The sequence below is a fragment of the Agrobacterium sp. rho-8.1 genome, from assembly GCF_033957725.1.
In the GTDB taxonomy this organism is placed as follows: Bacteria; Pseudomonadota; Alphaproteobacteria; order Rhizobiales; family Rhizobiaceae; genus Agrobacterium.
Genome location: NZ_CP192788.1, coordinates 1736520 through 1761829, shown reverse-complemented (window position 1 = coordinate 1761829; position 25310 = coordinate 1736520). Strand labels below are relative to the sequence as shown.

Below are 25310 nucleotides of genomic sequence, written 5' to 3'. Positions count from 1 at the left end.
ATCTGTTGCAGGCCATGGGTGAACCGTGTATCTCCCCACCATCGAAAGACGGAGTGTAGCGCAGTCTGGTAGCGCATCTGGTTTGGGACCAGAGGGTCGGGAGTTCGAATCTCTCCACTCCGACCACTTTCTGAGAAGTCATAATTTACAATGACTTCCAAAAATTTCTTGAGATTTTGGTTGATGATATAAGCGCCAGGCGGTTCCGCTTCGGCGCTTTTGCGTTTCTTATCAACCCAGATATTGGAAGTATGCCCAAGCCGTAACGAAGAAGGCGATGACGCCGAAGACGATGGCGAGTTTGCGCAGCTGCGGATTTGGCTTGCGCGGCTGTTTCGGCGGTTCCGGTTTGCGGAATTTGATGACGTTTTCGTTCATGCTCTCGGTCCCTTTGAATGACGTGGCGATAAAATATGCTTCGCTTGCAAGGTGCAAGACGATGGACGCCGTTTTTCCCGCTGATGGCGTTTATGGTTTCCGTAATATGCGTGCGGCGAGCGGCTTGACTTCGCGGGGCGTTCGGTCCAATTGAGTTTTGCTATCGCGTTGTTATCCATCTATGATGCGTGGTGGCCGGAAAAAGCGGAAGGCCGCTTGATCGCAAGACCGGAGCAGTTTGAGATGTCTGCAAAAATTTATCGCCCAGCAAAGACTGCTATGCAATCCGGCAAGGCGAAGACCAATCTTTGGGTGCTGGAATTCGACGCCGAGGTTCCGCGCAAGATCGATCCGATCATGGGTTACACGTCTTCGTCTGATATGAACCAGCAGGTGAAGCTTTTCTTCGAAACGCAAGAGCAAGCTGAAGCCTACGCTCAGCGCAAGGGCATCGAGTACAGAGTGATCCAGCCACAGGAAGCGACCCGCAAGGTTGTTTCCTACACGGATAACTTCAAATACAGCCGTACACAGCCCTGGACGCACTGAATCGATTTAGGCCCCTTAGCTCAACTGGATAGAGCAACTGCCTTCTAAGCAGTAGGTCGCAGGTTCGAGTCCTGCAGGGGTCGCCACGTTGTCACGCCCTCGGAGATCATCCGGGGGCGTTTTTGATTTTCGTCGTAAGTCAGCTTTTTCAGTGCACGTTCAACACGTGCGCGTGGTTGCTGGCCAGCAGAAACGACTCGCGCGCTTTTTCGATGTCGCATTTGCCTTCGATGGCTTCCAGGCAGCTACGGCGCGCCTTTTCATATTCGGCACCGTGATCGTTGGGCCAGCGATACATGAGTATATCGAGCGCGATCAGTGGACTGTAGATTTCAAGAGCAGCGCAGAGTGGCAGATGGATCGCCACCGGTTTGACCCAGCGGGCATGATGGCATGGTTCTGTTCTATGGATGAGCATTGGGATCCTCCTTCCCGTCGTCCGGGTCGGAAACCCCAGATTCACGAATTAGTTCCCGCTCACGTAAAATGTGAACGATCCAGGGGTTCCCTTTTCGGCAGATGAATGGAATATGAACAGCTAAATGAACTGAAGATGAACGAAAATACGAATCAGGCGTTTACCGCTCACGATGTAGGAGATCCGATCATGTTCAATATGTCTGGAATTCAGGAAAGCTTCTTTGGTGACCGTATGGCTGGCGTTGGCCAAGCGATCACGTCTGCACTCGCATTCGAGTCTGGTCTCGAGAAATCCAGCATTCTGGCGACTGTCGACAACGACGTCATTTATCTGGAAGGCACAGCGGACTCCGTTGAGGCAATCGATATCGCCATCAACCTTGCGTCATCCATTTCGAATTGCCGTATCCTGAGCCACATCGAGCCTTGCTACTGATGTGAGCATTGCCGGGCGGTCCGCGCCCGGTCCTTGGCTGCTAGTCAGCATTGCCAATCTGTTTGCTGCGAACGATATCGCCGCGCTTGATACCCATGTTTTTAGCTACGCCGCCATTCAGCTCCAGAACGTAGCGCACCGCGCCGTTTGAGCTGATGATCGATTCCGAATGCGGAACCGCGTTCGGATGGATATGCTGGATCTTGCCCTCTTTCGAGATGAACAGCATGTCGAGTGGAATGAGCGTATTGCGCATCCACATCGTGACGTCCCGGTCTTTCCCGAAATCGAACAGCATGCCGTTCGTCGGTGCCATGGTCTTGCGATACATCAGGCCCTGTTGGCGCTGTCCGTCCGTCGTGGCGAGCTCTGCGGTGAACGGGTGCGTCTTCCCATCTGCCGTCTGGATCGTCAGTTGCTCGGACGGAAAGGTTTCCTCCGCCGCCAACGGCAGCGTAGACACAACGCAAAACGTGAGCGCTGCGAGAGCGCTCACGATGGACTTCGACAGCAATTTCGCAATCATCAGTGTGCCATGCCTATCGGTGCAGGATTGTCTGGATGAATTTCAGCCGCCATCAAACCCTTGTCGCCATCGCCGAAGCGCACGAGAACCACTTGACCGGGACGAAGCTCAGCAAGGCCGAAGCGGCGCAGCGTTTCCATGTGAATGAAGATGTCTTCGGTGCCCTCGCCACGGCTCAGGAAGCCGAAACCCTTGGTACGATTGAACCATTTGACGATCGCACGCTCCAGCCCGCTGGATGGGGTGACCTGAACGTGGGTCCGCACAGGCGGCATTTGAGACGGGTGAATTGCCGTGGACTGATCCATGGAGAGAATACGGAATGTCTGGTAACCGCGATCCCGGCGCTGGATGAGTGCCACGATGCGCGTGCCCTCCAGAATTGTCTGGTAACCGTCGCGCCGCAAGCAGGAAACGTGTACAAGAACATCCTGCATGCCATTGTCCGGCACGATGAAGCCAAACCCCTTGGCGACATCAAACCACTTCACGACGCCGGTGATCTCGATGAGGTCTACCGCATCACTCGAAAAGTCTTCGAATTCCGCTATATTTTTCGATGACATTCTTTCAGCCATTTCGCCCCAGCCCCTCTACGCATACACCACTACCGGTCAACTGATTCCCTAACGGTAGATTAACATCTTGGTAACGGTTTCGCGCAAGCCCTAGTTTTTGATTTATCCACCTGCTTTTATGTCTTTGGGCTTGCTCAAGGCTGACTTACCTGCCGTTACGGCAAGTTTAGAAATCAAAGGAGAAGTACATGCGATATCTGCACACGATGGTTCGTGTAAAAGACCTCGAAAAATCCCTGGAATTTTACTGTCATCTTTTCGAACTTGTCGAGGTTCGCCGGATCGAGAATGATAAAGGCCGCTTCACGCTAGTGTTTCTTGCTGCAAAAGACGATGTTGCCGCCGCACGCGACAACAAGGCGCCATGCCTGGAGCTCACCTATAATTGGGATGCCGAGGATTATGCCGGCGGGCGCAATTTCGGCCATCTGGCCTATGAGGTGGATGATATCTACGAGATTTGCGCCAAGCTTCAGGCCGGTGGCGTCACGATCAACCGCCCGCCGCGGGACGGTCATATGGCGTTCGTGCGTTCTCCCGATGGTATCTCCATCGAAATATTGCAAAAAGGCGCAAGCCTTGCACCAGCCGAGCCGTGGATATCCATGGAGAATACCGGCTCTTGGTAAGGTGATTCCACGACCTGTGGATTGTCATATCCTCGCATGAGCGTTGCCAGATGAGCATTTCGTCCCTAAACCTAAGACGTGCTCATCGCTTTAAGGGAACGCGGCGCGACAGCGTCGGTCTGTTTGAAACGCATCTGCGGAGGCCTGGCCTTGAAAATCGTAAACGGCAGTTCGGCATATAGGGTTCAACGCTGCCTGGCTGCCGCTTTTCTTTTGGCGCTCACCGGCTGCGTTTCGGCCGTCTCTGAAGACAAGGATGCTTCGGTGGCGACGGCACCAGCTGTTGCCGCCGCACTCCCTGCTGCACCCAATGCTGAACAGGCTCATCTCGCTGCAAATCAACACGCGGTTCCCGGTTATGTGGATCCGGCCATGGTTTCCGGCAACGGCGGCCAGGCGTCACCCACTGTCGCAGCCGCTGCGCAGACGCCGGGAACGCCGCAGGTTTATGGGCAGGCGCCACAGATGTCCGGCCTTGCGACACAGCCAACCGGCATTTCTGCGAGTTCGCTGAGCATCTATGCGAGCTCCGCTTCACCCGTCGTACCCGCCGCCTCAGGCCCTTCCACAGGAAACATTCCAGCTTACTCTGCGTCACCCAAAGTCGTGCCGGCTTTCAACAGCGTCTATTCGACACCTGCGGGCGCGCCGCCGCCGCAGGCTGGTCCGGCTCCCGTGCCGCAAGAAAACTCTGCAGTCACTCCGATGCCCAATGCCGCACAGAAGATGGCTGCACAAACCGAACCTGTAAGCGGCAAGCTTCCCGCCGATCCGTCAGGTGTGCCGATTGCAGCGTTTTTTGCCAGCGCCGCCAAGAAGCGTGGGGCAGGCGCCACCCAGGGCTTGACCCAGATCGCTGCCTTGCCAGCGCCGGCCCAAGCCGGTATCGCGTTGGCTGGTCGCTCGACGATGAGTGACGCATTCGATGACAGCCACGCCGAGGACGATGACAAGCCTGCTGGCCTTATGAAGCTTGCGTCGCTCTCCGGTCTCAGCCGCGTGGCCCCCAATGGGCTGCTGCTGCAGACGGAACAGGTCAATGTCGGCTGCTTCAAACCTGAGATGATCCGGCGCATCAAGGAAGTTGAAACCCATTACGGGCGTCGTGCCATGGTCACGTCCGGTTACCGTCCGCCGAAAGCAACCACCCAGGGGTCAAAGCACTATACGTGCGATGCGGCGGACATTCAGGTCACCGGCGTTTCCAAGTGGGAACTGGCCAATTACCTTCGCTCCATTCCGGATCGCGGTGGCGTGGGCACCTATTGCCATACCGAATCCGTTCATATGGATTTGGGGGAGCCGCGTGACTGGAACTGGCGTTGCCGCCGTACCTCCAAAAGCCTCTGATCTCGATTAGAATCTCAAAGTTTTTTTCTGCCTGATGATCGGCATGGACATTCAGCGTCACGGCACGAAGTGACGGCTCGCTTAGTTGTGTCCGGGTGTTCGCGACGAACAACAAGCAGGCATGTCGTTGTGATTTCACGGCGTCGCAGAGGTCACCTTGTGCCATCGCGCCTGTTGTTCTCGATGTCATCACCATATGGCGAAATTTGAGTCTATGTGCTCATAAACGGCATTTCGACACGGATGTGTTTCGTATGTCTTGAGTATAGAAACGAATATATCGGATTATCGTTGAAAAGTGGTGAGAGGCGTGGGACTCGAACCCACGACCCGCGCATTAAAAGTGCGCTGCTCTACCAGCTGAGCTAGCCTCTCTCACCATTCTCGTCACGCGCATTTCAATGCCTCGTCGGCAGAATTGCGCTTGTCCCGTTTGGCGGCGAAGCGCCTCTCGGAAGTGGGCGGAACATAGGGAGGGGCAGGTCTGCGGTCAACCCATAAAAACCGGAATATGTCGCCTTGCCGCGTTTTTTTGTCACGGGCGCAAAAAGGTGATTGGTCGTAAGGGGTTGGCGGGGTTACAAGCACGTGGAAATGTAGTGGAGCTTCTCCTTGTCCATCGCCGATATATCTCTTTTTACAGCGCTTTTGGCCGGCGCACTTTCATTCTTGTCGCCCTGCGTGCTGCCGCTTGTGCCGCCTTACCTCTGTTATATGGCGGGCATCTCGGTAGAGCAGTTTCGCGATGAGCGTTACGAAGCAAAGCCGCAGATGCGAAAGGCGGTCATGCTGGCGGCGCTGTTTTTTACACTGGGATTCGCCACGGTGTTCGTGGCGCTGGGGGCGGGCGCGTCGAGTATCGGCATGGTGCTACGGCAAAACCTCGATATTCTGGCCAAGATCGGCGGCTTCATCATCATTTTGATGGGACTGAATTTTCTCGGCGTTTTTCGCATTGGCCTGTTTTCTCGTGAGGCGCGGTTTCAGAGTGGCGGCAAGCCTGCAACGCTTTCTGGCGCCTATATCATGGGCCTTGCTTTTGCTTTCGGCTGGACGCCTTGCATCGGGCCGGTCTTGGGAGCGATCCTTGGTGTTGCTGCAGCTAGGGATACGGTTGGTGACGGGGCCATGCTGCTTGCCGTGTATTCTGCGGGCCTTGCCATTCCGTTCTGGATTGCCGCTGCCTTTTCCGGAAACTTCATGCGGTTTCTTGTGCGCTTTCGCCGGCATCTCGGTGTCGTCGAAAAAGCCATGGGTGTGCTTCTCATCCTGACCGGTATAGCATTCATGTCAGGTTTCATCACCAATGTGGCGATCTGGTTTCAGGAAAGCTTTCCAATCCTGATGCAGATCGGCTAAATCCTCTCGGGCATTATAGACGGCGAGGGGAGCCATGGCCGACATCGCCGGATTGCTATTTCCGTTTTTCGGGTTGATTTTCATCGGCTATCTGGCCGGGCGGATCACAAAACAGCCCGCCGAAGCTCTGGGGTGGCTGAACACTTTCATCATTTACGCCGCCCTGCCTGCGCTGTTCTTCAAGCTGGTTGCCAAGACCCCTGTCGATCAACTGGCGCGTATGGATTTCGTGGGCCTCAGTCTTCTGGGAACCTACAGCATTTTCGCTCTGCTGTTTGTGATCGGCTATGTCGTCCGTCGCAACAGCCTGGCTGATTCCACCATTCAGAGCTTCGCGGGAAGCTACGGCAATATCGGCTATATGGGGCCGGGACTTGCGCTGCTCGCCTTCGGGGACCGCGCGGCGGTGCCGGTGGCATTAATCGTCTGTCTGGAAAACGCCATGCACTTCATTACCGCGCCCGCACTGATGGCATTGGCCGGTGGCGACACGCGTTCACCGATGAAACTGGCGGGCGATGTGACGAAGAAGGTGCTGACGCATCCCTTCATTTTGTCGGTGATTGCGGGTTTTCTGGCCGCCATTATCGCTTGGACACTGCCGCAGCCGGTTCAGCAACTGGTGGATTATCTGGCGCAGTCGGCCGCGCCCTGCGCGCTGTTTTCCATGGGCGTCACGCTGGCGTTGCGGCCTTTAAAGCGCGTGCCGGTCGAGATCAGCTATATCGTGCCAGCCAAGCTCATTCTCCACCCGCTGCTGGCCTACATCATTCTGTCGTCATTCGGTTCGTTCGATCCGGTGTGGATATCGACGGCGGTGCTGCTTGCTGCGCTGCCAACTGCAACCAATGTCTTCGTCATTGGCCAACAGTATCAGGTCTGGCAGGAACGAGCCTCCGCGACCATTTTGATTTCGACAGTGCTTTCGGTTTTTAGTGTCTCGCTGGTGCTTTATGTCATTCGCGCCATGAGCCTCTAAGGCTGCCGACCAGAAGCGAAGGTAGTGCTTTCAGGCCACGCCCCGGCTCGATGCCTTCGCGCATGACGAGACTGCGCAAGGGAGCAACGCTCGACAAGACATGAAGGCCTGCGGCGCGCGTTACCTGCATCGGCAGGAACCCGGAAAGAAGCGAGCGGTTGAGAAGATCCACACTCAGGGTGCGGCTGACGACGTCGGCACGGCGGCGGCGGTCGAATTTCGCACCGGCATCCGAAGGAATGGGGCCACCCGTGAGCGTGCCCAGAAGCTCCGTCAGAACGATAATGTCACGCAGGCTCAAATTCAGGCCCTGCGCCCCGATGGGAGGGAAGCCGTGGCCTGCTTCCCCGACCAGCGCCACCCGCCCCTTGCCGAAGCGGTTTGCCGTCATGCTGGACAGCGGCCACGTCTGCACATTGTCCTCGACGGTCACGGAGCCCAGCATGGATTGCATGCGCTTTTCAACGCGCAGGCTCAAGTCTTCCAGCGAAAGGGCTGACAGTGTCTCTGCCTCTTCCGGCTTCACCACCCAGACAAGGCTGGAGCGGCTGCCGGTAAGCGGGACCTGGGTGAAAGGCCCTGCCGGTGTGTGAAACTCGGTCGAAACATTTCCATGTGGGCGGCTATGCGCGAAATTCAGAACCATTGCTGTCTGTGGGTACGACCATGAACGGACACCGATGCCCGCAACCTCCCGCACTCTGGACTTGCGTCCATCGGCACCAATCAGGAAACTTGCCGCGATTTGCTCGCCATGATCAGGGGTGATGGTTACACCGTGCTCGCCGATCTCAATCGTCTCCGCCACGCCATCGATGAGGGTGATGTTGTTTTCCTCGGACACCGCCGCGCCGAGCGCTGCCAGTAGCGCTTCATTCGGCATGTTCCAGCCAAAGGCGGAAAGGCCGATCTCTGATGAGCGGAAGGCAACCGTCGGAGCCCGCAGAAGCCGGTCGGTGCCATCGATGATCTGCATCGTGGAGAGCTTGGCTGCCGAAGGCTCAATTTGGGACCACAGGCCCAGACGATCCAGAAAGCGGATGGACTGATCCATCAGCGCCGTCGTGCGCTTGTCCAATTTGTCGGTTTTCGGCGCGATCAACGCGATGCTGCGGCCCGAGCGCGCAAGGGCAATGGCGGCAATCTGGCCGGCAAGGCCCGCACCCACGATAGCGATCTCGACGTTTTTCATCGTTCATTCCCATTCACGCAAAGAACCACTTCACAAACATAGTCGTTTGGCTCCATCAAATCCAGAAGACAGATGTGTCTCAGGGGCCATGATCCTGATGCAAAATCAATATTAGTCCGAGGATAAGCCATGGGGAATGGTTGCAAACAGTGGTGAATGGTCGCATACGGGAAGAGACGTAGCGGATGAAAAGCGAGGCGCCTGCGCTGATTATGAAGATATTCAACTATAAGCGCGTGCCTTATGCCGAAATGCGGGCTTTTTCGGTCCATATCCTGACCGCTTCTGGATCTTTTTTGGCCTTCCTTGGTGTCGTTGCTGCCGCTGAACATCGCTTTGTCGATATGTTCTGGTGGCTTGGTCTGGCGCTTGCCGTCGATGGTATCGATGGACCGATTGCCCGCAAAGTGCGGGTGAAGGAGGTGTTGCCAAACTGGTCGGGCGATACGCTCGACAACATCATCGATTATGTCACCTACGTGCTCCTACCGGCTTTTGCGCTCTACCAGAGCGGCATGATCGGCGAGCCGTGGTCGTTCGCAGCCGCAGGCATGATCGTCGTGTCCAGCGCGATCTACTACGCCGATATGGGCATGAAGACCGACGAGTATTTCTTTTCTGGCTTCCCGGTCGTGTGGAACATGGTGGTCTTCACGCTGTTCGTCATCGACGCAAGCGCAACCACGGCGATGATTGTCGTTACGATATCCGTCTTCCTGACATTCCTGCCGATCAACTTCCTGCATCCTGTCAGGGTCAAGCGACTGAGGCCGCTCAATATGACCATATTTCTGGTGTGGTGCGTGCTCAGCGGATATGCGCTTCTTCTGCACTTCTCCTCGCCGGATTGGGTTGTTGCAGGCGTCGTCATCACGGGCATTTACCTTTATTGCATCGGAGGCTTCATGCAGCTTTTCCCGTCTCTCGGCGGCCGTTAACTTCAGTCGTTCAAAACCTTTGTCTGGACGCTTTTTAGAGTTGTGCCCAGCATCAAAACCGGTATCTAGTACCAATTAAGGGCACTGCCCAATTTTAGTGCATGATTATCAGTCCAGTCGTCCAACACTTCGAAGAAAGTGCGACGGTGGGTTGGAAAAGGGGAACAGGTGACGGGATCGGTGACGTCTGGGGTCTTGCCTCTATTGTCCGTTCGCCAGCTGACCAAGCTGTTTGGAACGTTCGCCGCATGCGATTCTATCGATATCGATATTGTGCCCGGTGAAATTCACGCGCTTCTGGGTGAGAATGGTGCGGGCAAATCCACGCTGGTGAAGATGCTGTTCGGCGTGCTGGAGCCCTCTGCTGGCGAGATCGTCTGGAAGGGGCAGCCGGTTCGCATCGGGTCTCCGGGCGAGGCGCGCCAGCTCGGCATTGGCATGGTCTTTCAGCATTTCTCGCTCTTCGAAGCGCTGACGGTTGCCGAAAACATCGCGCTGTCGCTCGACCCTAAAATTTCTCTCAAAGAAATCGCCCGCGAGGCGGAAGCGCTATCCAAGGCCTATGGCCTGCCGCTCGATCCCTATGCCCATGTCGCCGATCTTTCAGTGGGAGAGCGTCAGCGAATCGAAATTGTCCGCGCGCTGCTGCAAAATCCGCAACTGATCATTCTGGACGAACCGACCTCCGTTTTGACGCCACAGGAGGCCGATCGTCTCTTTGAAACGCTGGCGAAGCTGAAGGCCGAAGGGCGTTCTGTTCTTTATATCAGCCACCGCTTGGAAGAGGTGCAGCGCATCTGCGACCGTGCGACCGTGCTGCGCCACGGCAAAGTGACGGGTGCCTGCGATCCGCGCAAGGAAACGCCGTCGTCGTTGGCGCGGATGATGGTTGGTGCCGATGTGGCGAGCATTCAGCGCGCTGATGATGGCGTCATCGGTGACGTCGCTGTCGAGATTGCTGGCCTCTCAGTCTCAGCCCGCACGCCGTTTGCCGTCTCCCTCAAAGATATCACGATGAAAGTCCGCTCCGGCGAGGTTCTCGCCATCGCCGGTGTTGCCGGAAACGGGCAGGGTGAATTGTTCGATGCTCTCTCGGGTGAATATCCGGTCGCACACAACGAAGCGATTTTCCTGCGCGGTAAACCTGTAGGGCGCATGGGTATCAATGGTCGCCGACTGCTGGGGGCCGGTTTTGTGCCCGAAGAACGCCACGGCCATGCGGCTGTGCCGACCATGACGCTGTCGGACAATCTGCTTCTGGCCCGCTGCCGTTCCGACAGAATAGCGTTCCTCAGTGGCGGATTTCTGAAGGTCATCCGCAGTTCCACCATCAAAAGTGCGGCCAAGCGCATTTCGGCCTCCATGGATGTACGCAAGAGCGGCGATGATCCGCTGGCCGGCTCTCTATCGGGCGGTAACCTGCAAAAATTTATCGTCGGGCGTGAGCTGGATCGCCAGCCTTCGGTTCTTGTCGTCAACCAGCCGACCTGGGGCGTGGATGCCGGGGCCGCAAGCCGCATTCGTCAGGCACTTGTCGATCTGGCCAAGACCGGTTCGGCCGTTATCGTCATCAGCCAGGATTTGGACGAAATCTTTGAAGTGGCCTCCAGTATTGCCGTTATCTCCGGTGGGCGTCTGTCGCAATCCTATCCGGCTGGTGAAATGAACCGCGAAAAGATCGGACTTTTGATGGGTGGTGTTCACGCAGGACATGCGGAGGCTGTTGCCCATGCGGATTGAACTCGAAAAACGCACAGGCGTCTCCAACCTGTTCGCCATGTTGTCGCCTCTGCTGGCGCTTGCCCTGACTTTGGTCTTCGGTGCCATCATGTTTGCGCTGTTGGGCAAGAACCCGTTCAGCGCGCTCTACAGCTTCTTTATCGATCCGCTGCTGGAAGTCTGGTCGCTGCATGAGCTTGCGATCAAGGCCGCGCCGCTGATCCTGATCGCGGTCGGTCTGTCTATCTGCTATCGCTCGAACAACTGGAATATCGGTGCCGAAGGGCAGTTCACCATCGGCGCTATCACCGGCTCTATTTTGCCGGTGCTTTATCCGCAATGGCAGTCGCCAATGATCCTGCCGCTGATGCTGGTCATGGGTGCTGCTGGCGGCGCGCTTTATGCGGGCATTCCGGCGCTCTTGAAGACACGTTTCAACACCAATGAAATCCTGACCAGCCTGATGCTCGTCTATGTCGCCCAGCTGCTTCTCGACTGGCTCACGCGGGGCATCTGGCGTGATCCGGCGGGCTATAATTTCCCGCAGACAACAGCCTTCAACGAAAGCGCCGTGCTGCCGGAAATTCTGGAATCGGGCCGCGCCCATTGGGGCATCGTCTTTGCCATTATCGCGGCCATCGCGCTGTGGTTCATGATGCGTTTCATGCTGCGGGGCTTTCAGGTGACGGTACTTGGCCAGTCGCCACGGGCAGGGCGCTTTGCCGGCTTTTCCTCGCGCGGCATGGTGTGGTTTTCGCTGGTTGTGTCTGGCGCGCTGGCGGGACTTGCCGGCATTTCGGAAGTCTCCGGCTCGATCGGGCATTTGCAGCCATCCATTTCGCCCGGTTACGGGTTTACCGCCATCATCGTCGCGTTTTTGGGGCGCCTCAATCCGCTCGGTATCATCGCCTCCGGTTTCGTGCTGGCGCTGACCTATCTTGGCGGCGAGGCGGCGCAGCTGTCCATCGGGGTTTCCGACAAGGTCACGCGTGTGTTCCAAGGGTTGATGCTCTTCTTCGTACTCTCGTGCGATACGTTGATCATCTACAAGATACGTGTCCGTTTCGGGCGCGGTAGCAGCACTGAAGGAGCCGCGTGATGGATATGTTTCAGGCGATCCTCCTGACCGTCATTACCGCTGCAACCCCTCTGGTCATTGCCGCTCTCGGCGAGTTGGTGACGGAACGTGCGGGTGTTCTCAACCTCGGTGTCGAGGGCATGATGATCATGGGTGCGGTCTGCGCGTTTGCTGCTGCCCATCTGACCGGTTCGCCCTATATTGGTATCGTCGCGGGCATCGCATCCGGTGCCGTCTTCTCGCTGTTGTTCGGTTTCCTGACACTGACGCTGGTCACGAACCAGGTGGCGACAGGGCTTGCGCTGACGCTCCTGGGCCTCGGCGTTTCCGGAATGCTGGGTGAAACCTTTGTCGGCCTTCCGGGCGTGAAGCTGCCGCCCATCGTCTTTCCGGTTCTCTCGGACATTCCGGTCATTGGCCCTGCGCTGTTCCGGCAAGATCTGATTTTCTACATGTCGATCGCGCTCGTTATCGGCATCGGCTGGTTTCTGTTCAAAAGCCGCACAGGCCTGAAAATCCGCGCCATCGGCGACAATCACGGCTCCGCCCATGCGCTCGGCATCAACGTCATCCGCACGCGCTACCTCGCCGTCATGTTCGGCGGTGCCTGCGCGGGCTTGGCCGGTGCGCAACTGTCGCTGGTCTATACCCCGCAATGGGTGGAGAACATGTCCGCCGGGCGTGGCTGGATTGCGCTGGCGCTGGTGGTGTTTGCCTCCTGGCGGCCATGGCGGGTTCTGGCGGGTGGATATCTTTTCGGGGCTGTCACCATCGGTCAGCTGCACGCGCAGGCGCTCGGCATCGGTGTGCCGTCCCAACTCCTTTCAGCAATGCCTTACATAGCGACTATTGTGGTCCTCATCATCATCTCCCATAATCGTCGCACAACGCTGATCAACACACCGGCTTCGCTCGGAAAACCGTTCGTACCGGATCGCTAAAAAAACAGGTTCAAGCCTAACCAAGCAGGGGTAAACATGAAGAAACTCATCATCGCACTGGCGGCATCCGCCGCCGCAATCGTCGGCGCGGTTCCAGCAGCCCAAGCCGCAGAAGCCAAGAAGGTCTGCTTCGTTTATGTCGGTACCAAGACCGATGGCGGCTGGACGCAGGCGCACGACATCGGCCGTCAGGAATTGCAGAAGCATTTCGGTGACAAGATCGAAACCCCGTTCCTTGAAAGCGTTCCCGAGGGACCAGATGCCGAGCGCGCCATCGAGCGTATGGCCCGTTCCGGCTGCGAACTGATCTATACGACATCCTTCGGCTTCATGGATGCAACCGTAAAGGTCGCGCAGAAATTCCCGAAGGTGAAGTTTGAACACGCAACCGGCTTCAAGTCGGCTGAAAATCTCGGTACCTATAATTCGCGTTTCTATGAAGGTCGTTACATTCAGGGCCAGATCGCCGCCAAGATGTCGAAGAAGGGTGTCGCAGGCTACATCGCATCCTTCCCGATCCCTGAAGTCGTGATGGGCATCGACGCCTTCGTTCTGGGCGCTCAGTCGGTCAATCCTGAGTTCAAGGTCAAGGTCGTCTGGGCCAACACCTGGTTCGACCCGGGCAAGGAAGCCGATGCCGCCAAGGCGCTGATCGATCAGGGCGTCGATATCCTGACACAGCACACCGACACGACGGCGCCGATGCAGGTTGCTGCCGAGCGCGGCATCAAGGCCTTCGGTCAGGCATCCGACATGATCAAGGCCGGTCCTGAAACGCAGATGACGGCGATTGTCGATACCTGGGGCGCCTACTACATCAAGCGCACGCAGGCTCTTCTCGATGGGACATGGAAGTCCGAATCGGTCTGGGACGGTCTCAAAGACGGCATCCTGACCATGGCGCCGTATACCAACGTGCCAGACGACGTGAAGAAAATGGCAGAGGAGACCGAAGCCAAGATCAAGTCCGGCGAGTTGCACCCCTTCACCGGCCCGATCAAGAAGCAGGACGGTTCCGAGTGGCTGAAGGCTGGCGAAAAGGCTGAAGACAAGGTTCTTCTCGGCCTGAACTTCTACGTCGCAGGCGTAGACGACAAGCTGCCGCAATAAGCAGTTCGCTTGTTCTCCCTCGTCATCCTCGGGCTTGTCCCGAGGATCTAATCACGCTTCTGCGGATGCGACGTAGCAGATGCCCGGGACATCCTCGGACTTGATCCGGGGACCGAGCATGACGACTGGGAAGTTTCAGTAACCAAGCCGCGCCGGGAACAGGCGCGGTTTTTTTATTTCCGCTCACGGCAGGTTTCCAACGTTCACGCAATTTCCATGGTTTCTTTATTCTTGAGCGTTTATAGCGGGAACACAGCCCGCCCGTTGATCGGCGGCCAATGATTGCAGATTCGGAGATTTCAATGGAACGCAGCTGCCTTGCCGTCATTCTCGCCGCTGGTGAAAGCACACGCATGAAATCGTCCATGTCTAAAGTGCTCCATCCCGTTGCTGGCCGGGCAATGATTGCGCATGTGATGCAGGCAGTGGCCGGTGCCGGTGTTGGCTCTGCCGCACTCGTCGTGGGGCGTGATGCGGACAGAGTGGCGGATGCGGCGCGGGGTGCTGGCGTCAACGTAGAGCCTTATCTGCAGAAAGAGCGTCTGGGCACGGGCAATGCCGTGCTTGCTGCGCGGGAAGCTATCGAAAGCGGCTATGACGATATCCTGATCGCCTATGGTGACGTACCGCTGCTGACATCCGAGACGCTCAACAAGGCGCGGCAGGCTCTGAGCGAGAATGTCGATGTCGTGGTCATCGGTTTTCATACCGATAGGCCGACCGGCTATGGTCGTCTGCTGGTGGAAAACGGCGAACTCGTTGCTATCAGGGAAGAGAAGGATGCGACGGATGAAGAGCGCAAGGTCACGTGGTGCAATAGCGGCCTGATGGCGATCAACGGTCGCCGCGCGCTCGATCTTCTCACGCGCATCGGCAACGACAACGCCAAGGGCGAATATTATTTGACGGATATCGTCGAAATCGCCCGGTCTCTGGGCGGTAAATCCGTTGCCATCGATGCGCCCGAAACTGAATTGATCGGCTGCAACAATCGCGCCGAACTGGCTTACATCGAAAAGCTCTGGCAGGAACGTGCGCGCCACCAGTTCATGATCGATGGTGTCTCGATGATCGCGCCTGAAACGGTGTTTTTATCCTGGGATACGAAGATCGGTCAGGATGCGCTGATCGAGCCGAACGTGGTGATTGGGCCTGGTGTGACCATCGAATCGGGTGCCATCATCCACGCCTTCTCGCATCTGGAAGGCGCGCATGTCAGTGGTGGTGCGACGGTCGGTCCCTATGCGCGGTTGCGTCCCGGTGCCAACCTTGCCGCCAATTCCAAGGTCGGCAATTTCTGTGAGGTCAAGAAAGCCGAAATCGGCGAGGGTGCCAAGGTCAACCATCTGACTTATATCGGCGATGCCTTCGTGGGTGCTGGCAGCAACATCGGGGCAGGGACGATCACCTGCAACTACGATGGCATCAACAAGCACGAAACGCGGATCGGCAAAAATGCCTTTGTCGGATCCAATTCGTCGCTGGTGGCACCCGTCAGCATTGGCGACGATGCCTATGTGGCGTCGGGCAGTGTCATCACGGAAAATGTGCCTGAGAACGCACTCGCCTTTGGCCGTGCGCGACAGGAGATCAAGGAAGGCCGCGCCAACGATCTTCGTGCCCGTGCACGAGCCATCAAGGACGCAAAAAAGAAGTCCTCGATATCGTAACGGATAGACACTGAAAGTGACTGCAACCGCAATTGCGGATTTTGCGGAAATCGCTAGGACTTCCGCCAGTTAAAATGTTTTGGAGACGTATATGTGCGGCATCGTTGGAATCGTTGGAACGCAACCGGTTGCGGAGCGCCTGGTAGATGCGCTGAAGCGTCTGGAATACCGGGGTTACGACTCCGCTGGCGTTGCAACGATTCATGATGGCGCACTGGCTCGCCGCCGCGCGGAAGGCAAGCTTTTCAATCTGGAAAAGAAGCTGTCCGAAGAGCCGCTTCCCGGCTCGACCGGCATTGCCCACACCCGCTGGGCAACCCACGGTGTGCCGAATGAAACCAACGCCCACCCGCATTTCGTGGATGGCGTCGCCGTCGTTCACAACGGCATCATCGAAAACTTTTCCGAATTGCGCGATGAACTGACGGCGGAAGGTGCGACCTTTACCACGCAGACGGATACGGAAGTCGTGGCGCAGCTGCTCGCCAAATTCACCCGCGAGGGGCTGGACCACCGCGCCGCCATGCTGGCCACGCTGAACCGGGTGACCGGCGCTTATGCGCTCGGCGTCATGTTTCAGGACGATCCTTCAACGCTGTTGTCTGCCCGGTCCGGCCCACCTCTCGCCATCGGTTATGGTCGAGGTGAAATGTTCCTGGGCTCGGACGCCATCGCGCTCTCGCCCTTCACCAATGAAATCACCTATCTGGTGGATGGCGATTGTGCGATCCTGACCGCAAATGGCGTTGAAATCATCGATTTCTCCGGCAATCCTGTCAAGCGTGCGCGCCAGATTTCGCAGGCCACGGCTTACGTGGTCGACAAGGGCAACCACCGCCATTTCATGGAAAAAGAAATCTACGAGCAGCCCGAAGTCATTTCCCATGCGCTCAGCCATTACGTGGATTTCGCTGAAAAGCGTGTGAAGCCAGCCGATCCGGCCATCGATTTTTCAAAGCTTACGGGCCTTGCCATTTCCGCTTGTGGCACGGCCTATCTTTCCGGCCTCATCGGCAAATACTGGTTCGAGCGCTATGCGCGTCTGCCTGTGGAAATCGATGTCGCCTCGGAATTCCGCTACCGCGAAATGCCGCTTTCACCAACGCAGGCCGCGCTCTTCATTTCGCAATCCGGCGAAACGGCGGATACGCTGGCATCGCTGCGCTATTGCCAGGAAAACGGCCTCAAGATCGGCACCGTCGTTAACGTGCGCGAATCGACCATGGCGCGGGAATCGGATGCGGTGTTTCCGATTCTGGCCGGTCCTGAAATCGGCGTCGCCTCCACCAAGGCCTTCACCTGCCAGTTGGCCGTTCTGGCCTCACTCGCCATTGCCGCTGGCAAGGCGCGTGGCACATTGACGGTGGACCAGGAAACGGACCTTGTTCGTCACCTGATCGAAATGCCGCGTGTCATGAGCGAAGTCCTGAACGCCATCCAGCCGCAGATCGAAACGCTGTCACGCGATCTCTCGCGTTTTAAGGATGTGCTCTACCTTGGTCGTGGTACCAGCTATCCGCTGGCGCTGGAAGGCGCGCTGAAGCTCAAGGAAATCTCCTATATCCACGCTGAGGGTTATGCCGCAGGTGAGTTGAAGCATGGGCCTATCGCACTGATCGACGAGAACATGCCTGTTATCGTCATCGCCCCGCATGACCGTTTCTTCGACAAGACCGTGTCCAACATGCAGGAAGTCGCAGCCCGCGGCGGCAAAATCATCTTCATCACCGACGAAAAGGGTGCTGCGGCCTCCAAGCTCGAAACCATGGCAACGATCGTTCTGCCCAACGTGGACGAACTGATCGCCCCGATGGTTTTCTCGCTGCCGATCCAGCTTCTGGCCTACCACACCGCCGTCTTCATGGGCACGGATGTGGACCAGCCGCGCAACCTGGCAAAGTCGGTGACGGTGGAGTAGGCCCATCCTCACACCAGTTCATGTGAACGGAGAACGCGTGGCGATAACGCACTTGCGAACGGAATTATCTTTCGCAGTGCACATCGCCACGATAATTCACTTGAAAGGCGGAACACGTTTCGCCACTGTCCGTTTCAAGAAAGTCTTCATCTCCTGAAGTTTCTCGAATTTATGCGGATTCATGACAGAAATCCCCGTCAAAATTTCCTTCGCAACCCGCTTGCGCAACAGCTTCCTCACCGGAGTTCTCATTCTGGCACCGGTGACCATCACCATGTGGGTGGTCTGGACTTTCCTGCAGTGGGTGGACAGTTGGGTCAAACCCTATATTCCGGCGCGTTACGATCCCGAGCAGTATTTCGACGTCGCCATTCCCGGCTTCGGCCTTCTGGTCGCGGTCATCGGCATCACGCTGATCGGCTTTCTCGGCAACAATCTCATCGGCAAATGGATCGTCGGCTTCGGCGAGTCCATTCTCAACCATATGCCGTTCGTCCGGCCGATCTACAAAAGCATCAAGCAGCTCTTCGAATCGGTTTTGAAAGAACATTCCAGCTCGTTCAAGAAGGTGGGCCTTATCGAATTCCCATCGCCCGGCACATGGGCCATGGTTTTCGTGTCGTCGGACGCCAAGGGCGAAGTGGCCTATCGATTAAATGAAATCGGCCAGGAAATGGTCGCGGTTTTCTTGCCGCCGACACCGGTTCCGACAGCGGGCTTTCTGCTGTTCGTGCCGAAGGACAAGATCATCATGCTCGAGATGTCGCCGGAAGACGGAGCGAAGTTGCTGATCTCCGGCGGCCTCGTCGCCCCGGATTTCGAGTTGCCGAAGGCAATCGCACCGGTTTGACGATCAATCGTCGTCAAACACCTCGTCAGCGGTCGATGATGAGTGAAACACCGGCACGAAGACGCGCATATAGACAAAACGCACGCTCCAGCCTTTTTCTTGCGCCTCAGCCCATGCTTTCTTGCGCCCCGGTTTCTTGAAGGTCTTGCCGATCGCCTTCTTTTCGCTTTGGGCAAAGGTTTCCGGCAGCAACTGGTTGTCAGGCGAGCAAAGAGCGTAGCCCTTGCTGAAGGCTGCGGGCGGTAGGGGCATGTCATTCATTGTCGTTAGCCTGCATGGAGGAAACGGATCGCTTCGTCACGGCGATGGAGATAGAGCAGGGTGCGCAGATTGCGGCCTCGCTCGCTTGATAGTTCCGGGTCGCGCTCGATGATATAGGCGGCGTCCTTGCGGGCGATTTCCAGGAGGTCGGCATGGGCCTCTAAGCTGGCAATGCGGAAGCCCGGCGTGCCGGACTGGCGGGTGCCTAACAGCTCGCCTTCGCCGCGCAGCTTCAAATCCTCTTCGGCGATCAGGAAACCGTCTTCGCTGTCGCGCAGAATGGAAAGCCGTGCCTTGCCGGTTTCGCTGAGTGGACCCTTGTAAAGCAGAATGCAGGTGGATGCCTCGTCCCCACGTCCCACGCGTCCCCGCAACTGGTGAAGCTGGGCAAGACCGAAATTCTCGGCATGTTCGATGACCATGATCGTCGCATCCGGCACGTCCACACCGACCTCAACCACGGTCGTCGCCACCAGCAGCCGTGTTTCGCCGGACTTGAAAGCCAGCATCGCAGCGTCCTTCTCCGGCCCGCTCATTCGGCCATGGATAAGGCCGATGTTTGCACCCAGTGACTTCGACAGAACGGCGTGACGTTCCTCTGCCGACATCAGGTCGGATTCTTCCGATTCTTCCACCAATGGGCAGATCCAATAGGCTTTCTTGCCTTCGGACAGCGCAGTTTTCAGCCGTGCGACGATATCGCCGATCCGCTCGGTCGGAATAGTCACGGTCGTAATCGGTTTGCGGCCCGCCGGTTTTTCCGTCAGCTTGGAAACATCCATGTCCCCGAATGCGGCCAGAACCAGAGTGCGGGGAATGGGCGTTGCCGTCATCACCAGCATATGCGGCGAGATGCCCTTGGCGGTTAGGCGCAAGCGTTGGTGCACGCCGAAGCGATGCTGCTCATCCACCACCGCCAGCACGAGGTTCTTGTAGCTGACGCTATCCTGAAACAGCGCATGGGTGCCGATCACGATCTGAGCCTCACCGGAGGCAATGCGCTCCTCAATGTCTCGACGTTCCTTGCCCTTGGTGCGCCCCGTCAGAACCGCGCAGGAAATGCCAGCGGCTGTGGCGAATTTCGAAATCGTCGCGAAATGCTGGCGGGCCAGAATTTCGGTGGGTGCCATCAGCACGGCCTGACCGCCAGCCTCGACGGCGGTGGCCATGGCCATCAACGCCACCAGCGTCTTGCCCGCGCCGACATCGCCTTGCAGCAAGCGCAGCATGCGGTCTTCGCCTGCCATATCGGTCAGAATGTCCTTCACGGCAGCGCTTTGGCTCGCCGTCATCGAAAACGGTAGGTTCGCCAGAATTTTGGCGGCAAAATCGCCCTTCGCACGGATCGGTTGGCCGGTGACCTTGCGCAGTCTCTGTCGCACCAGCGCCAGTGACAGCTGACCTGCCAGAAACTCGTCATAGGCGAGGCGTCGGCGAGCAGGGGCCTGCGGGTCGATATCGGCAACGTCACGCGGATCGTGCAGATCGCGGAAAGCATCGGCGACATTTGCAAAGCTCTCACGCTTGGCGAGCGCTTCATCGATCCATTCGGGAAAGACCGGCATTTTGGCCAGCGCACCATCGATGGCACGTCTCAAGACCTTGGGCGAAAGCCCCGCCGTCAACGGGTAGACCGGCTCGACCAGCGGCAGGTTTTCGGCCTCCGAGACCTTCACTATGAAATCCGGGTGAACCATGGAGGCCCGACCGTTGAACCAGTCGATCTTGCCGCTGACCATCACCTCTTCGTCCACGGGCAGTGCCTTGGACAGCCAATCACCCTTGGCGCGGAAAAACGTCAGTGCCAGCTCGCCGGTCTCGTCATGCAGAAAGACGCGGTATGGCGCGGAGCGGTTGCCGGGTGGTGCTGGCTGGTGGCGGTCCACGCGTCCCTGAATGGTGACAATGGCACCCTGTGGCGCATGCGCGATGCCGGGGCGGTTGCGCCGGTCGATGATGTTGTAGGGCGCGTGAAACAGAAGATCGACAACGCGGCTTTCTTCGACGCTGTCCCGGCCCAAAAGCTTCGCCAGCAAATCGGCAAGCTTCGGCCCGACGCCGGTCAGCGTGGCGACGGTGGCAAACAGCGGATCGAGGAGGGTGGGGCGCATGGCGAGCAAAATCGTGGAAGGCAGTGCGCAATGCAAGAGTGGTCTTGCGATAAACTCGGTTTATCACCGGCAGTTTTTGGTCGATGCGGCAATATTTCGATAAAAACCGGTTCCCAATCGTTCCTGTCCTGTTCTATAGGAAAGGCAACAGATGAATTTGATCGAAGGACGCTCCGCGATTACGAGGCCCGCTGTTTTCGGCTATCCTTTCCTCTCCCTCATCCCTGTGCTTGTCACAGGGATCCAGTCAGCCCAAGTCTTTGGGCTGAAAAGACTCTTTGACCTGACAGACGTCAGGTCGCTGGATTCCTGTAACGAGCACAGGAATGAGGGTGGTGGGGGAACGGACCGGCAGGTGGGCTGTCGAAGCGTAAGTCGTCCCACAGGGAAGGAAATGCGATGACAGGACTGGTGCGCACGAGCGCTGACCTCGATCCGAGGCGCAGGCGAATTCTTTATCGGTGCTGGCATCGCGGTATCCGGGAAATGGACCTTGTTCTCGGCCAGTTCGCCGAAGAAAACATCGCCGACCTGTCCGAAGAGCAATTGGATGAGCTTGAAATCATCATGGACGAGGAAGATCAGGACCTCGTGCAGATGGTGACGGGTGCGCAGGCCATTCCCGACAAATTCCAGACGCCGTTGTTCATGACGATCATTTCCTACCGCCCGGATTTCGATCTGGTCACGGCGCAGAACGGACACAGCCCAAAATGATAGCCGGATTCGATGTCAGGCTGGTGGCATCGGCCGATACGCCGTTGACCATCGGCAATGTGCCCTCTGGCACGGAAGCCTTTTTGCTGGCTGATCTGGCGCGGCAGGGTACACCTGTCGCCTATGTGCTCTCCGATGGCCAGCGCGTGGCCGATCTGGAGCAGATGCTCAGCTTCGTCGCGCCGGACATTCCGGTTCTGAGCCTGCCTGCGTGGGATTGCCTGCCGTACGACCGCGTGTCGCCCAGCGCGCATGTGTCCGCCCGCCGTCTTGCCACCCTGTCGGGCCTCATCCATCACCAGAAAAAGCCGCATCCGGCCATCGTGCTTGTCACCGTCAATGCCATGTTGCAGAAGATGGCCCCGCGCGATGTCATCGAAAGCCTGGCTTTCTCGGCCAAGCCCGGCAATCAGATCCGCATGGAGGATATTGCTGCTAGGCTGGAGCGCAACGGGTTCGACCGTGTGGCGACGGTGCGTGAAGTGGGTGAGTTCGCCCTGCGCGGCGGTATTCTCGATGTCTTCGTGCCCGGTACGGAAGAACCTGTCAGGCTGGATTTCTTCGGAGATACGCTGGAAAGCATCCGCACCTTCGACCCTGCCAGCCAGCGTACCATTGGCCAGGCCCGGTCGCTCGATCTCAGCCCCATGAGCGAGGTGACGCTGACACCGGATACGATCAGCCGCTTCCGCAAGAACTATCTGTCGCTGTTCGGCGCTGCCACGCGAGACGATGCGCTGTATCAGGCCGTTTCCGAGGGCCGTCGTTACGCCGGCATGGAACATTGGCTGCCCCTGTTTTACGAAAAGCTGGAAACCGCTTTCGATTATCTCAAGGGCTTCCGCATCGTCACCGATCACACGGCGCGGGAAGCGGCGGTCGAGCGCTCCAAGCTGGTGCATGATTATTTCGACGCGCGCCAAACCTCCGGCCAGACGAAAGGCGCAACGCAGGGAGCGCCCTACAAGCCTGTCTCGCCCAGCCAGATCTATCTCGGCGGTAAGAGCTTCGATGAGGCCTTGAACGCCGTCAACGCGGTACGCCTGACACCGTTCAACGAGCAGGATTCCAAGGATAAGCCGGTCGCCACGCTGGATGCCCATGTCGGTCCGCGCTGGGCGAAGTCGCAGACGGAGAACGAAAGCGAAGAACGCATCAATGTCTTCACGCTTGCCGTCAAGCACATTGCCGAGCGTCGCTCCAAGGGCTGGAAGGTTCTGATCACTGGTTGGTCGGAAGGATCGCTCGACCGCATGTTGCAGGTGCTGAACGAGCATGGGCTTGAGAATATCAAGACTATCCAGTCGTTCAAAGAGATTGAAAAGCTTGGCAAGGGCGAGGCCGCCGCTGCGGTTCTGAGCCTCGAAGCCGGTTTCGAAACCGGCAATCTCGCCGTCATCGGTGAGCAGGATATTCTCGGCGACCGCATGGTGCGCCGTTCCAAGCGCCGCAAGCGCGGTGCGGATTTTATCTCGGAAGTCGCGGGTCTGGACGAGGGTTCGCTCGTCGTTCACGCCGAGCACGGCATCGGTCGCTTCGTCGGCCTTCGCACCATCGAGGCGGCGGGTGCGCCGCGTGATTGTCTGGAGCTTCATTATGCCGATGAGGCCAAGCTCTTCCTGCCGGTCGAAAACATCGATCTTCTGTCACGCTATGGTTCTGACTCGGCGGAAGCCAATCTCGACAAGCTGGGTGGCGGCGCATGGCAGATGCGCAAGGCCAAGCTCAAGAAGCGTCTTCTGGATATGGCGGGCGATCTCATCCGCATCGCCGCTGCGCGCATGGTGCGCCATGCGCCAGCACTGATTGCGCCCGATGGTCTCTATGACGAGTTCGCGGCCCGTTTCCCCTATGATGAAACGGAAGACCAGCAGAATGCCATCGATTCCGTTCGCGACGATCTGGGTGCCGGTCGCCCGATGGATCGCCTGATCTGCGGTGACGTCGGCTTCGGCAAAACGGAAGTTGCACTCCGCGCCGCGTTCCTTGCTGCCATGAATGGCGTGCAGGTGGCGGTCGTCGTGCCGACCACATTGCTGGCCCGCCAGCATTTCCGCACCTTTTCCGAACGCTTCCGTGGCCTGCCGATCCGGGTGCAGCAGGCATCGCGCCTCGTCGGTGCCAAGGAACTGGCGCTGACGAAAAAGGAAGTGGCCGAAGGCAAGACGGACATCGTCGTCGGGACCCATGCGCTGCTCGGTGCTGGCATCAACTTCGCCAATCTCGGTCTTCTCATCATCGATGAGGAACAGCATTTTGGCGTGAAGCATAAAGAGCGTCTGAAGGAACTGAAGAGCGATGTGCATGTGCTGACGCTGTCGGCCACGCCCATTCCGCGCACGTTGCAGCTTGCCATGACAGGTGTTCGCGAGCTTTCGCTGATCACGACGGCACCCGTGGACCGCATGGCGGTGCGCACCTTCATTTCGCCGTTCGATGCCTTGGTTATCCGCGAAACGCTGATGCGCGAGCATTACCGTGGCGGCCAGAGCTTCTATGTCTGCCCGCGTCTGGCCGATCTGGCCGATATTCACGCCTTCCTGCAATCGGATGTCCCGGAACTGAAGGTCGCCGTCGCGCACGGCCAGATGGCGGCGGGTGAACTGGAAGACATCATGAACGCCTTCTATGACGGCAAATATGATGTGCTGCTGTCCACCACCATCGTCGAATCTGGTCTTGATGTTCCCACCGCGAACACCCTGATCGTCCACCGTGCCGATATGTTCGGCCTGGCGCAGCTCTACCAGTTGCGCGGTCGTGTCGGACGCTCCAAGGTTCGCGCTTTCGCGCTGTTCACCTTGCCGGTCAACAAGGTGCTGACAACAATGGCGGAGCGTCGCCTGAAGGTTCTGCAATCTTTGGACACGCTGGGCGCAGGCTTCCAGCTCGCCAGCCATGACCTCGATATTCGCGGTGCCGGCAATCTGCTGGGCGAAGAACAGTCGGGCCATATCAAGGAAGTCGGTTTTGAGCTTTACCAGCAGATGCTGGAAGAGGCCGTGGCCGAGGTGAAGGGCGAAGACGATGTCATCGACACCGGCTGGTCGCCGCAAATCTCGGTCGGCACATCGGTCATGATCCCCGAGTCTTACGTGCCGGACCTGCATCTGCGCATGGGTCTCTACCGCCGCCTTGGCGAGTTGACCGATCTGAACGAAATCGACGGTTTCGGTGCCGAGATGATCGACCGCTTCGGTCCGTTGCCGAAGGAAGTGCAGCACCTGCTCAAGATCGTCTACGTCAAGTCGCTCTGCCGCATGGCCAATGTCGAAAAGCTGGATGCCGGGCCGAAGGGCGTCGTCGTGCAGTTCCGCAACAAGGAGTTTCCAAATCCTGCGGCGCTCGTCGGCTACATCGCCAAGCAGGGCTCTATGGCCAAGATCAGGCCAGACCACAGAGTGTTCCTGACGCGTGATTTGCCGACGCCGGAGAAGCGTCTGGCGGGTGCTGCCATGGTGATGACGCAGCTCGCAGAATTGGCTAAATCCTGACGAAGACAGGATCGCCGTTTCCTACGGCGATTTAATCAGACGGACATCTGGTCGTAGGCTTTGGAGGCATAGTCTCGTTCTTATCGGCACGGCATGATTTCGCCGGG

At 57.8% G+C, this 25310-nt stretch carries 23 protein-coding genes and 3 tRNA genes; 18 read left to right on the top strand and 8 right to left on the bottom strand.

Going from position 1 to position 25310, the window contains the following annotated elements:
* Window positions 1-49 precede the first annotated feature (49 nt).
* A tRNA-Pro gene (locus RMR21_RS08855) sits at window positions 50-126 on the top strand.
* Window positions 127-231: 105 nt separating this feature from the next.
* On the opposite strand, the gene RMR21_RS08850 is transcribed toward RMR21_RS08855, so the two are convergent.
* A complete protein-coding gene (locus tag RMR21_RS08850) occupies window positions 232-378 on the bottom strand; it encodes a hypothetical protein (protein ID WP_498667584.1) in 147 nt (48 codons plus the stop codon).
* Between the two features lie 243 nt (window positions 379-621).
* Between RMR21_RS08850 and RMR21_RS08845 the strand changes: the two genes are divergently transcribed.
* Both RMR21_RS08845 and RMR21_RS08840 read left to right on the top strand, forming a co-directional pair.
* Complete coding sequence (locus RMR21_RS08845; protein ID WP_498667583.1) at window positions 622-927, top strand: ETC complex I subunit; 306 nt, start codon at window positions 622-624, stop codon at window positions 925-927.
* A 9-nt stretch (window positions 928-936) separates the two neighbouring features.
* Window positions 937-1013 (top strand) — tRNA-Arg (locus tag RMR21_RS08840).
* Window positions 1014-1075: 62 nt separating this feature from the next.
* On the opposite strand, the gene RMR21_RS08835 is transcribed toward RMR21_RS08840, so the two are convergent.
* Window positions 1076-1345 carry a DUF982 domain-containing protein gene (locus RMR21_RS08835; RefSeq protein ID WP_498667582.1) on the bottom strand — a complete coding sequence of 90 codons (270 nt, stop codon included), beginning with the start codon at window positions 1343-1345 and terminating at the stop codon, window positions 1076-1078.
* 135 nt (window positions 1346-1480) lie between these two features.
* Between RMR21_RS08835 and RMR21_RS08830 the strand changes: the two genes are divergently transcribed.
* Complete coding sequence (locus tag RMR21_RS08830) at window positions 1481-1783, top strand: BON domain-containing protein (RefSeq protein WP_498667581.1); 303 nt, start codon at window positions 1481-1483, stop codon at window positions 1781-1783.
* Between the two features lie 40 nt (window positions 1784-1823).
* Here the strand turns inward: RMR21_RS08830 and RMR21_RS08825 are convergent, their stop codons facing one another.
* Both RMR21_RS08825 and RMR21_RS08820 read right to left on the bottom strand, forming a co-directional pair.
* A complete protein-coding gene (locus tag RMR21_RS08825; protein WP_498667579.1) occupies window positions 1824-2309 on the bottom strand; it encodes a DUF192 domain-containing protein in 486 nt (161 codons plus the stop codon).
* The gene (locus RMR21_RS08820; RefSeq protein WP_174153316.1) at window positions 2309-2887 is read right to left on the bottom strand and encodes a cold-shock protein; all 579 of its coding nucleotides are present in this window, start codon (window positions 2885-2887) and stop codon (window positions 2309-2311) included. Before RMR21_RS08820 ends, RMR21_RS08825 begins: the two co-directional genes overlap by 1 nt.
* Window positions 2888-3075: 188 nt before the next feature.
* On the opposite strand from RMR21_RS08820, the gene RMR21_RS08815 reads away from it, so the two are divergent.
* On the top strand, window positions 3076-3516 hold the full coding sequence (locus RMR21_RS08815) for a VOC family protein (RefSeq protein WP_498667577.1): 441 nt from the start codon (window positions 3076-3078) through the stop codon (window positions 3514-3516).
* Between the two features lie 150 nt (window positions 3517-3666).
* Complete coding sequence (locus RMR21_RS08810; protein WP_498667576.1) at window positions 3667-4866, top strand: YcbK family protein; 1200 nt, start codon at window positions 3667-3669, stop codon at window positions 4864-4866.
* A 299-nt stretch (window positions 4867-5165) separates the two neighbouring features.
* On the opposite strand, the gene RMR21_RS08805 is transcribed toward RMR21_RS08810, so the two are convergent.
* Window positions 5166-5241: transfer RNA gene (locus RMR21_RS08805), tRNA-Lys, on the bottom strand.
* A gap of 237 nt (window positions 5242-5478) precedes the next feature.
* Between RMR21_RS08805 and RMR21_RS08800 the strand changes: the two genes are divergently transcribed.
* The gene (locus RMR21_RS08800) at window positions 5479-6225 is read left to right on the top strand and encodes a cytochrome c biogenesis CcdA family protein (protein WP_498667575.1); all 747 of its coding nucleotides are present in this window, start codon (window positions 5479-5481) and stop codon (window positions 6223-6225) included.
* Between the two features lie 34 nt (window positions 6226-6259).
* The gene (locus RMR21_RS08795; protein WP_498667574.1) at window positions 6260-7204 is read left to right on the top strand and encodes an AEC family transporter; all 945 of its coding nucleotides are present in this window, start codon (window positions 6260-6262) and stop codon (window positions 7202-7204) included.
* Here the strand turns inward: RMR21_RS08795 and RMR21_RS08790 are convergent.
* A complete protein-coding gene (locus tag RMR21_RS08790; protein WP_498667572.1) occupies window positions 7182-8396 on the bottom strand; it encodes a UbiH/UbiF family hydroxylase in 1215 nt (404 codons plus the stop codon). The two genes, RMR21_RS08795 and RMR21_RS08790, sit on opposite strands and share 23 nt — an antisense overlap.
* A 212-nt stretch (window positions 8397-8608) precedes the next feature.
* Between RMR21_RS08790 and pcsA the strand changes: the two genes are divergently transcribed.
* From pcsA to RMR21_RS08750, 8 genes are all read left to right on the top strand, one after another.
* Window positions 8609-9334: a phosphatidylcholine synthase gene (gene pcsA, locus RMR21_RS08785; protein ID WP_498670118.1), complete on the top strand. Its 726-nt coding sequence runs from the start codon at window positions 8609-8611 to the stop codon at window positions 9332-9334.
* Between the two features lie 168 nt (window positions 9335-9502).
* On the top strand, window positions 9503-11074 hold the full coding sequence (locus RMR21_RS08780; RefSeq protein WP_498667570.1) for an ABC transporter ATP-binding protein: 1572 nt from the start codon (window positions 9503-9505) through the stop codon (window positions 11072-11074).
* Window positions 11064-12152, top strand: a complete 1089-nt coding sequence (locus tag RMR21_RS08775) for an ABC transporter permease (protein ID WP_498667567.1) — start codon at window positions 11064-11066, stop codon at window positions 12150-12152. The genes RMR21_RS08780 and RMR21_RS08775 overlap by 11 nt, the downstream gene beginning before the upstream one ends.
* Complete coding sequence (locus tag RMR21_RS08770; RefSeq protein WP_498667566.1) at window positions 12152-13072, top strand: ABC transporter permease; 921 nt, start codon at window positions 12152-12154, stop codon at window positions 13070-13072. The genes RMR21_RS08775 and RMR21_RS08770 overlap by 1 nt, the downstream gene beginning before the upstream one ends.
* 36 nt (window positions 13073-13108) lie before the next feature.
* Complete coding sequence (locus RMR21_RS08765; RefSeq protein ID WP_498667564.1) at window positions 13109-14182, top strand: BMP family ABC transporter substrate-binding protein; 1074 nt, start codon at window positions 13109-13111, stop codon at window positions 14180-14182.
* Between the two features lie 302 nt (window positions 14183-14484).
* Complete coding sequence (gene glmU / locus RMR21_RS08760) at window positions 14485-15852, top strand: bifunctional UDP-N-acetylglucosamine diphosphorylase/glucosamine-1-phosphate N-acetyltransferase GlmU (RefSeq protein ID WP_498667562.1); 1368 nt, start codon at window positions 14485-14487, stop codon at window positions 15850-15852.
* 91 nt (window positions 15853-15943) lie between these two features.
* A complete protein-coding gene (gene glmS / locus RMR21_RS08755; protein ID WP_498667561.1) occupies window positions 15944-17770 on the top strand; it encodes a glutamine--fructose-6-phosphate transaminase (isomerizing) in 1827 nt (608 codons plus the stop codon).
* A 181-nt stretch (window positions 17771-17951) separates the two neighbouring features.
* A complete protein-coding gene (locus RMR21_RS08750) occupies window positions 17952-18620 on the top strand; it encodes a DUF502 domain-containing protein (RefSeq protein ID WP_498667560.1) in 669 nt (222 codons plus the stop codon).
* A gap of 3 nt (window positions 18621-18623) precedes the next feature.
* Here RMR21_RS08750 and RMR21_RS08745 read toward each other — a convergent pair whose 3' ends face one another.
* Entirely contained in the window at window positions 18624-18881 is a 258-nt protein-coding gene (locus RMR21_RS08745; RefSeq protein ID WP_498667559.1) for a hypothetical protein, read from the bottom strand.
* 5 nt (window positions 18882-18886) lie between these two features.
* Entirely contained in the window at window positions 18887-20992 is a 2106-nt protein-coding gene (gene recG / locus RMR21_RS08740) for an ATP-dependent DNA helicase RecG (protein ID WP_498667557.1), read from the bottom strand.
* A 399-nt stretch (window positions 20993-21391) separates the two neighbouring features.
* On the opposite strand from recG, the gene RMR21_RS08735 reads away from it, so the two are divergent.
* Together RMR21_RS08735 and mfd are read left to right on the top strand one after the other, a co-directional pair.
* On the top strand, window positions 21392-21709 hold the full coding sequence (locus RMR21_RS08735) for an FAD assembly factor SdhE (protein ID WP_498667555.1): 318 nt from the start codon (window positions 21392-21394) through the stop codon (window positions 21707-21709).
* A complete protein-coding gene (gene mfd, locus RMR21_RS08730) occupies window positions 21706-25203 on the top strand; it encodes a transcription-repair coupling factor (RefSeq protein WP_498667554.1) in 3498 nt (1165 codons plus the stop codon). The genes RMR21_RS08735 and mfd overlap by 4 nt, the downstream gene beginning before the upstream one ends.
* Window positions 25204-25310: the final 107 nt, after the last annotated feature.

Excerpts from the sequence above, each read along its gene's own strand:
- RMR21_RS08850 (WP_498667584.1), bottom strand. The coding sequence starts at position 378 with ATGAACGAAAACGTCATCAAATTCCGCAAACCGGAACCGCCGAAACAG.
- RMR21_RS08845 (WP_498667583.1), top strand. The coding sequence starts at position 622 with ATGTCTGCAAAAATTTATCGCCCAGCAAAGACTGCTATGCAATCCGGC.
- RMR21_RS08835 (WP_498667582.1), bottom strand. The coding sequence starts at position 1,345 with ATGCTCATCCATAGAACAGAACCATGCCATCATGCCCGCTGGGTCAAA.
- RMR21_RS08830 (WP_498667581.1), top strand. The coding sequence starts at position 1,481 with ATGAACGAAAATACGAATCAGGCGTTTACCGCTCACGATGTAGGAGAT.
- RMR21_RS08825 (WP_498667579.1), bottom strand. The coding sequence starts at position 2,309 with ATGATTGCGAAATTGCTGTCGAAGTCCATCGTGAGCGCTCTCGCAGCG.
- RMR21_RS08820 (WP_174153316.1), bottom strand. The coding sequence starts at position 2,887 with ATGGCTGAAAGAATGTCATCGAAAAATATAGCGGAATTCGAAGACTTT.
- RMR21_RS08815 (WP_498667577.1), top strand. The coding sequence starts at position 3,076 with ATGCGATATCTGCACACGATGGTTCGTGTAAAAGACCTCGAAAAATCC.
- RMR21_RS08795 (WP_498667574.1), top strand. The coding sequence starts at position 6,260 with ATGGCCGACATCGCCGGATTGCTATTTCCGTTTTTCGGGTTGATTTTC.
- RMR21_RS08790 (WP_498667572.1), bottom strand. The coding sequence starts at position 8,396 with ATGAAAAACGTCGAGATCGCTATCGTGGGTGCGGGCCTTGCCGGCCAG.
- pcsA (WP_498670118.1), top strand. The coding sequence starts at position 8,609 with ATGAAGATATTCAACTATAAGCGCGTGCCTTATGCCGAAATGCGGGCT.
- RMR21_RS08775 (WP_498667567.1), top strand. The coding sequence starts at position 11,064 with ATGCGGATTGAACTCGAAAAACGCACAGGCGTCTCCAACCTGTTCGCC.
- RMR21_RS08770 (WP_498667566.1), top strand. The coding sequence starts at position 12,152 with ATGGATATGTTTCAGGCGATCCTCCTGACCGTCATTACCGCTGCAACC.
- RMR21_RS08765 (WP_498667564.1), top strand. The coding sequence starts at position 13,109 with ATGAAGAAACTCATCATCGCACTGGCGGCATCCGCCGCCGCAATCGTC.
- glmU (WP_498667562.1), top strand. The coding sequence starts at position 14,485 with ATGGAACGCAGCTGCCTTGCCGTCATTCTCGCCGCTGGTGAAAGCACA.
- glmS (WP_498667561.1), top strand. The coding sequence starts at position 15,944 with ATGTGCGGCATCGTTGGAATCGTTGGAACGCAACCGGTTGCGGAGCGC.
- RMR21_RS08750 (WP_498667560.1), top strand. The coding sequence starts at position 17,952 with ATGACAGAAATCCCCGTCAAAATTTCCTTCGCAACCCGCTTGCGCAAC.
- RMR21_RS08745 (WP_498667559.1), bottom strand. The coding sequence starts at position 18,881 with ATGAATGACATGCCCCTACCGCCCGCAGCCTTCAGCAAGGGCTACGCT.
- recG (WP_498667557.1), bottom strand. The coding sequence starts at position 20,992 with ATGCGCCCCACCCTCCTCGATCCGCTGTTTGCCACCGTCGCCACGCTG.
- RMR21_RS08735 (WP_498667555.1), top strand. The coding sequence starts at position 21,392 with ATGACAGGACTGGTGCGCACGAGCGCTGACCTCGATCCGAGGCGCAGG.
- mfd (WP_498667554.1), top strand. The coding sequence starts at position 21,706 with ATGATAGCCGGATTCGATGTCAGGCTGGTGGCATCGGCCGATACGCCG.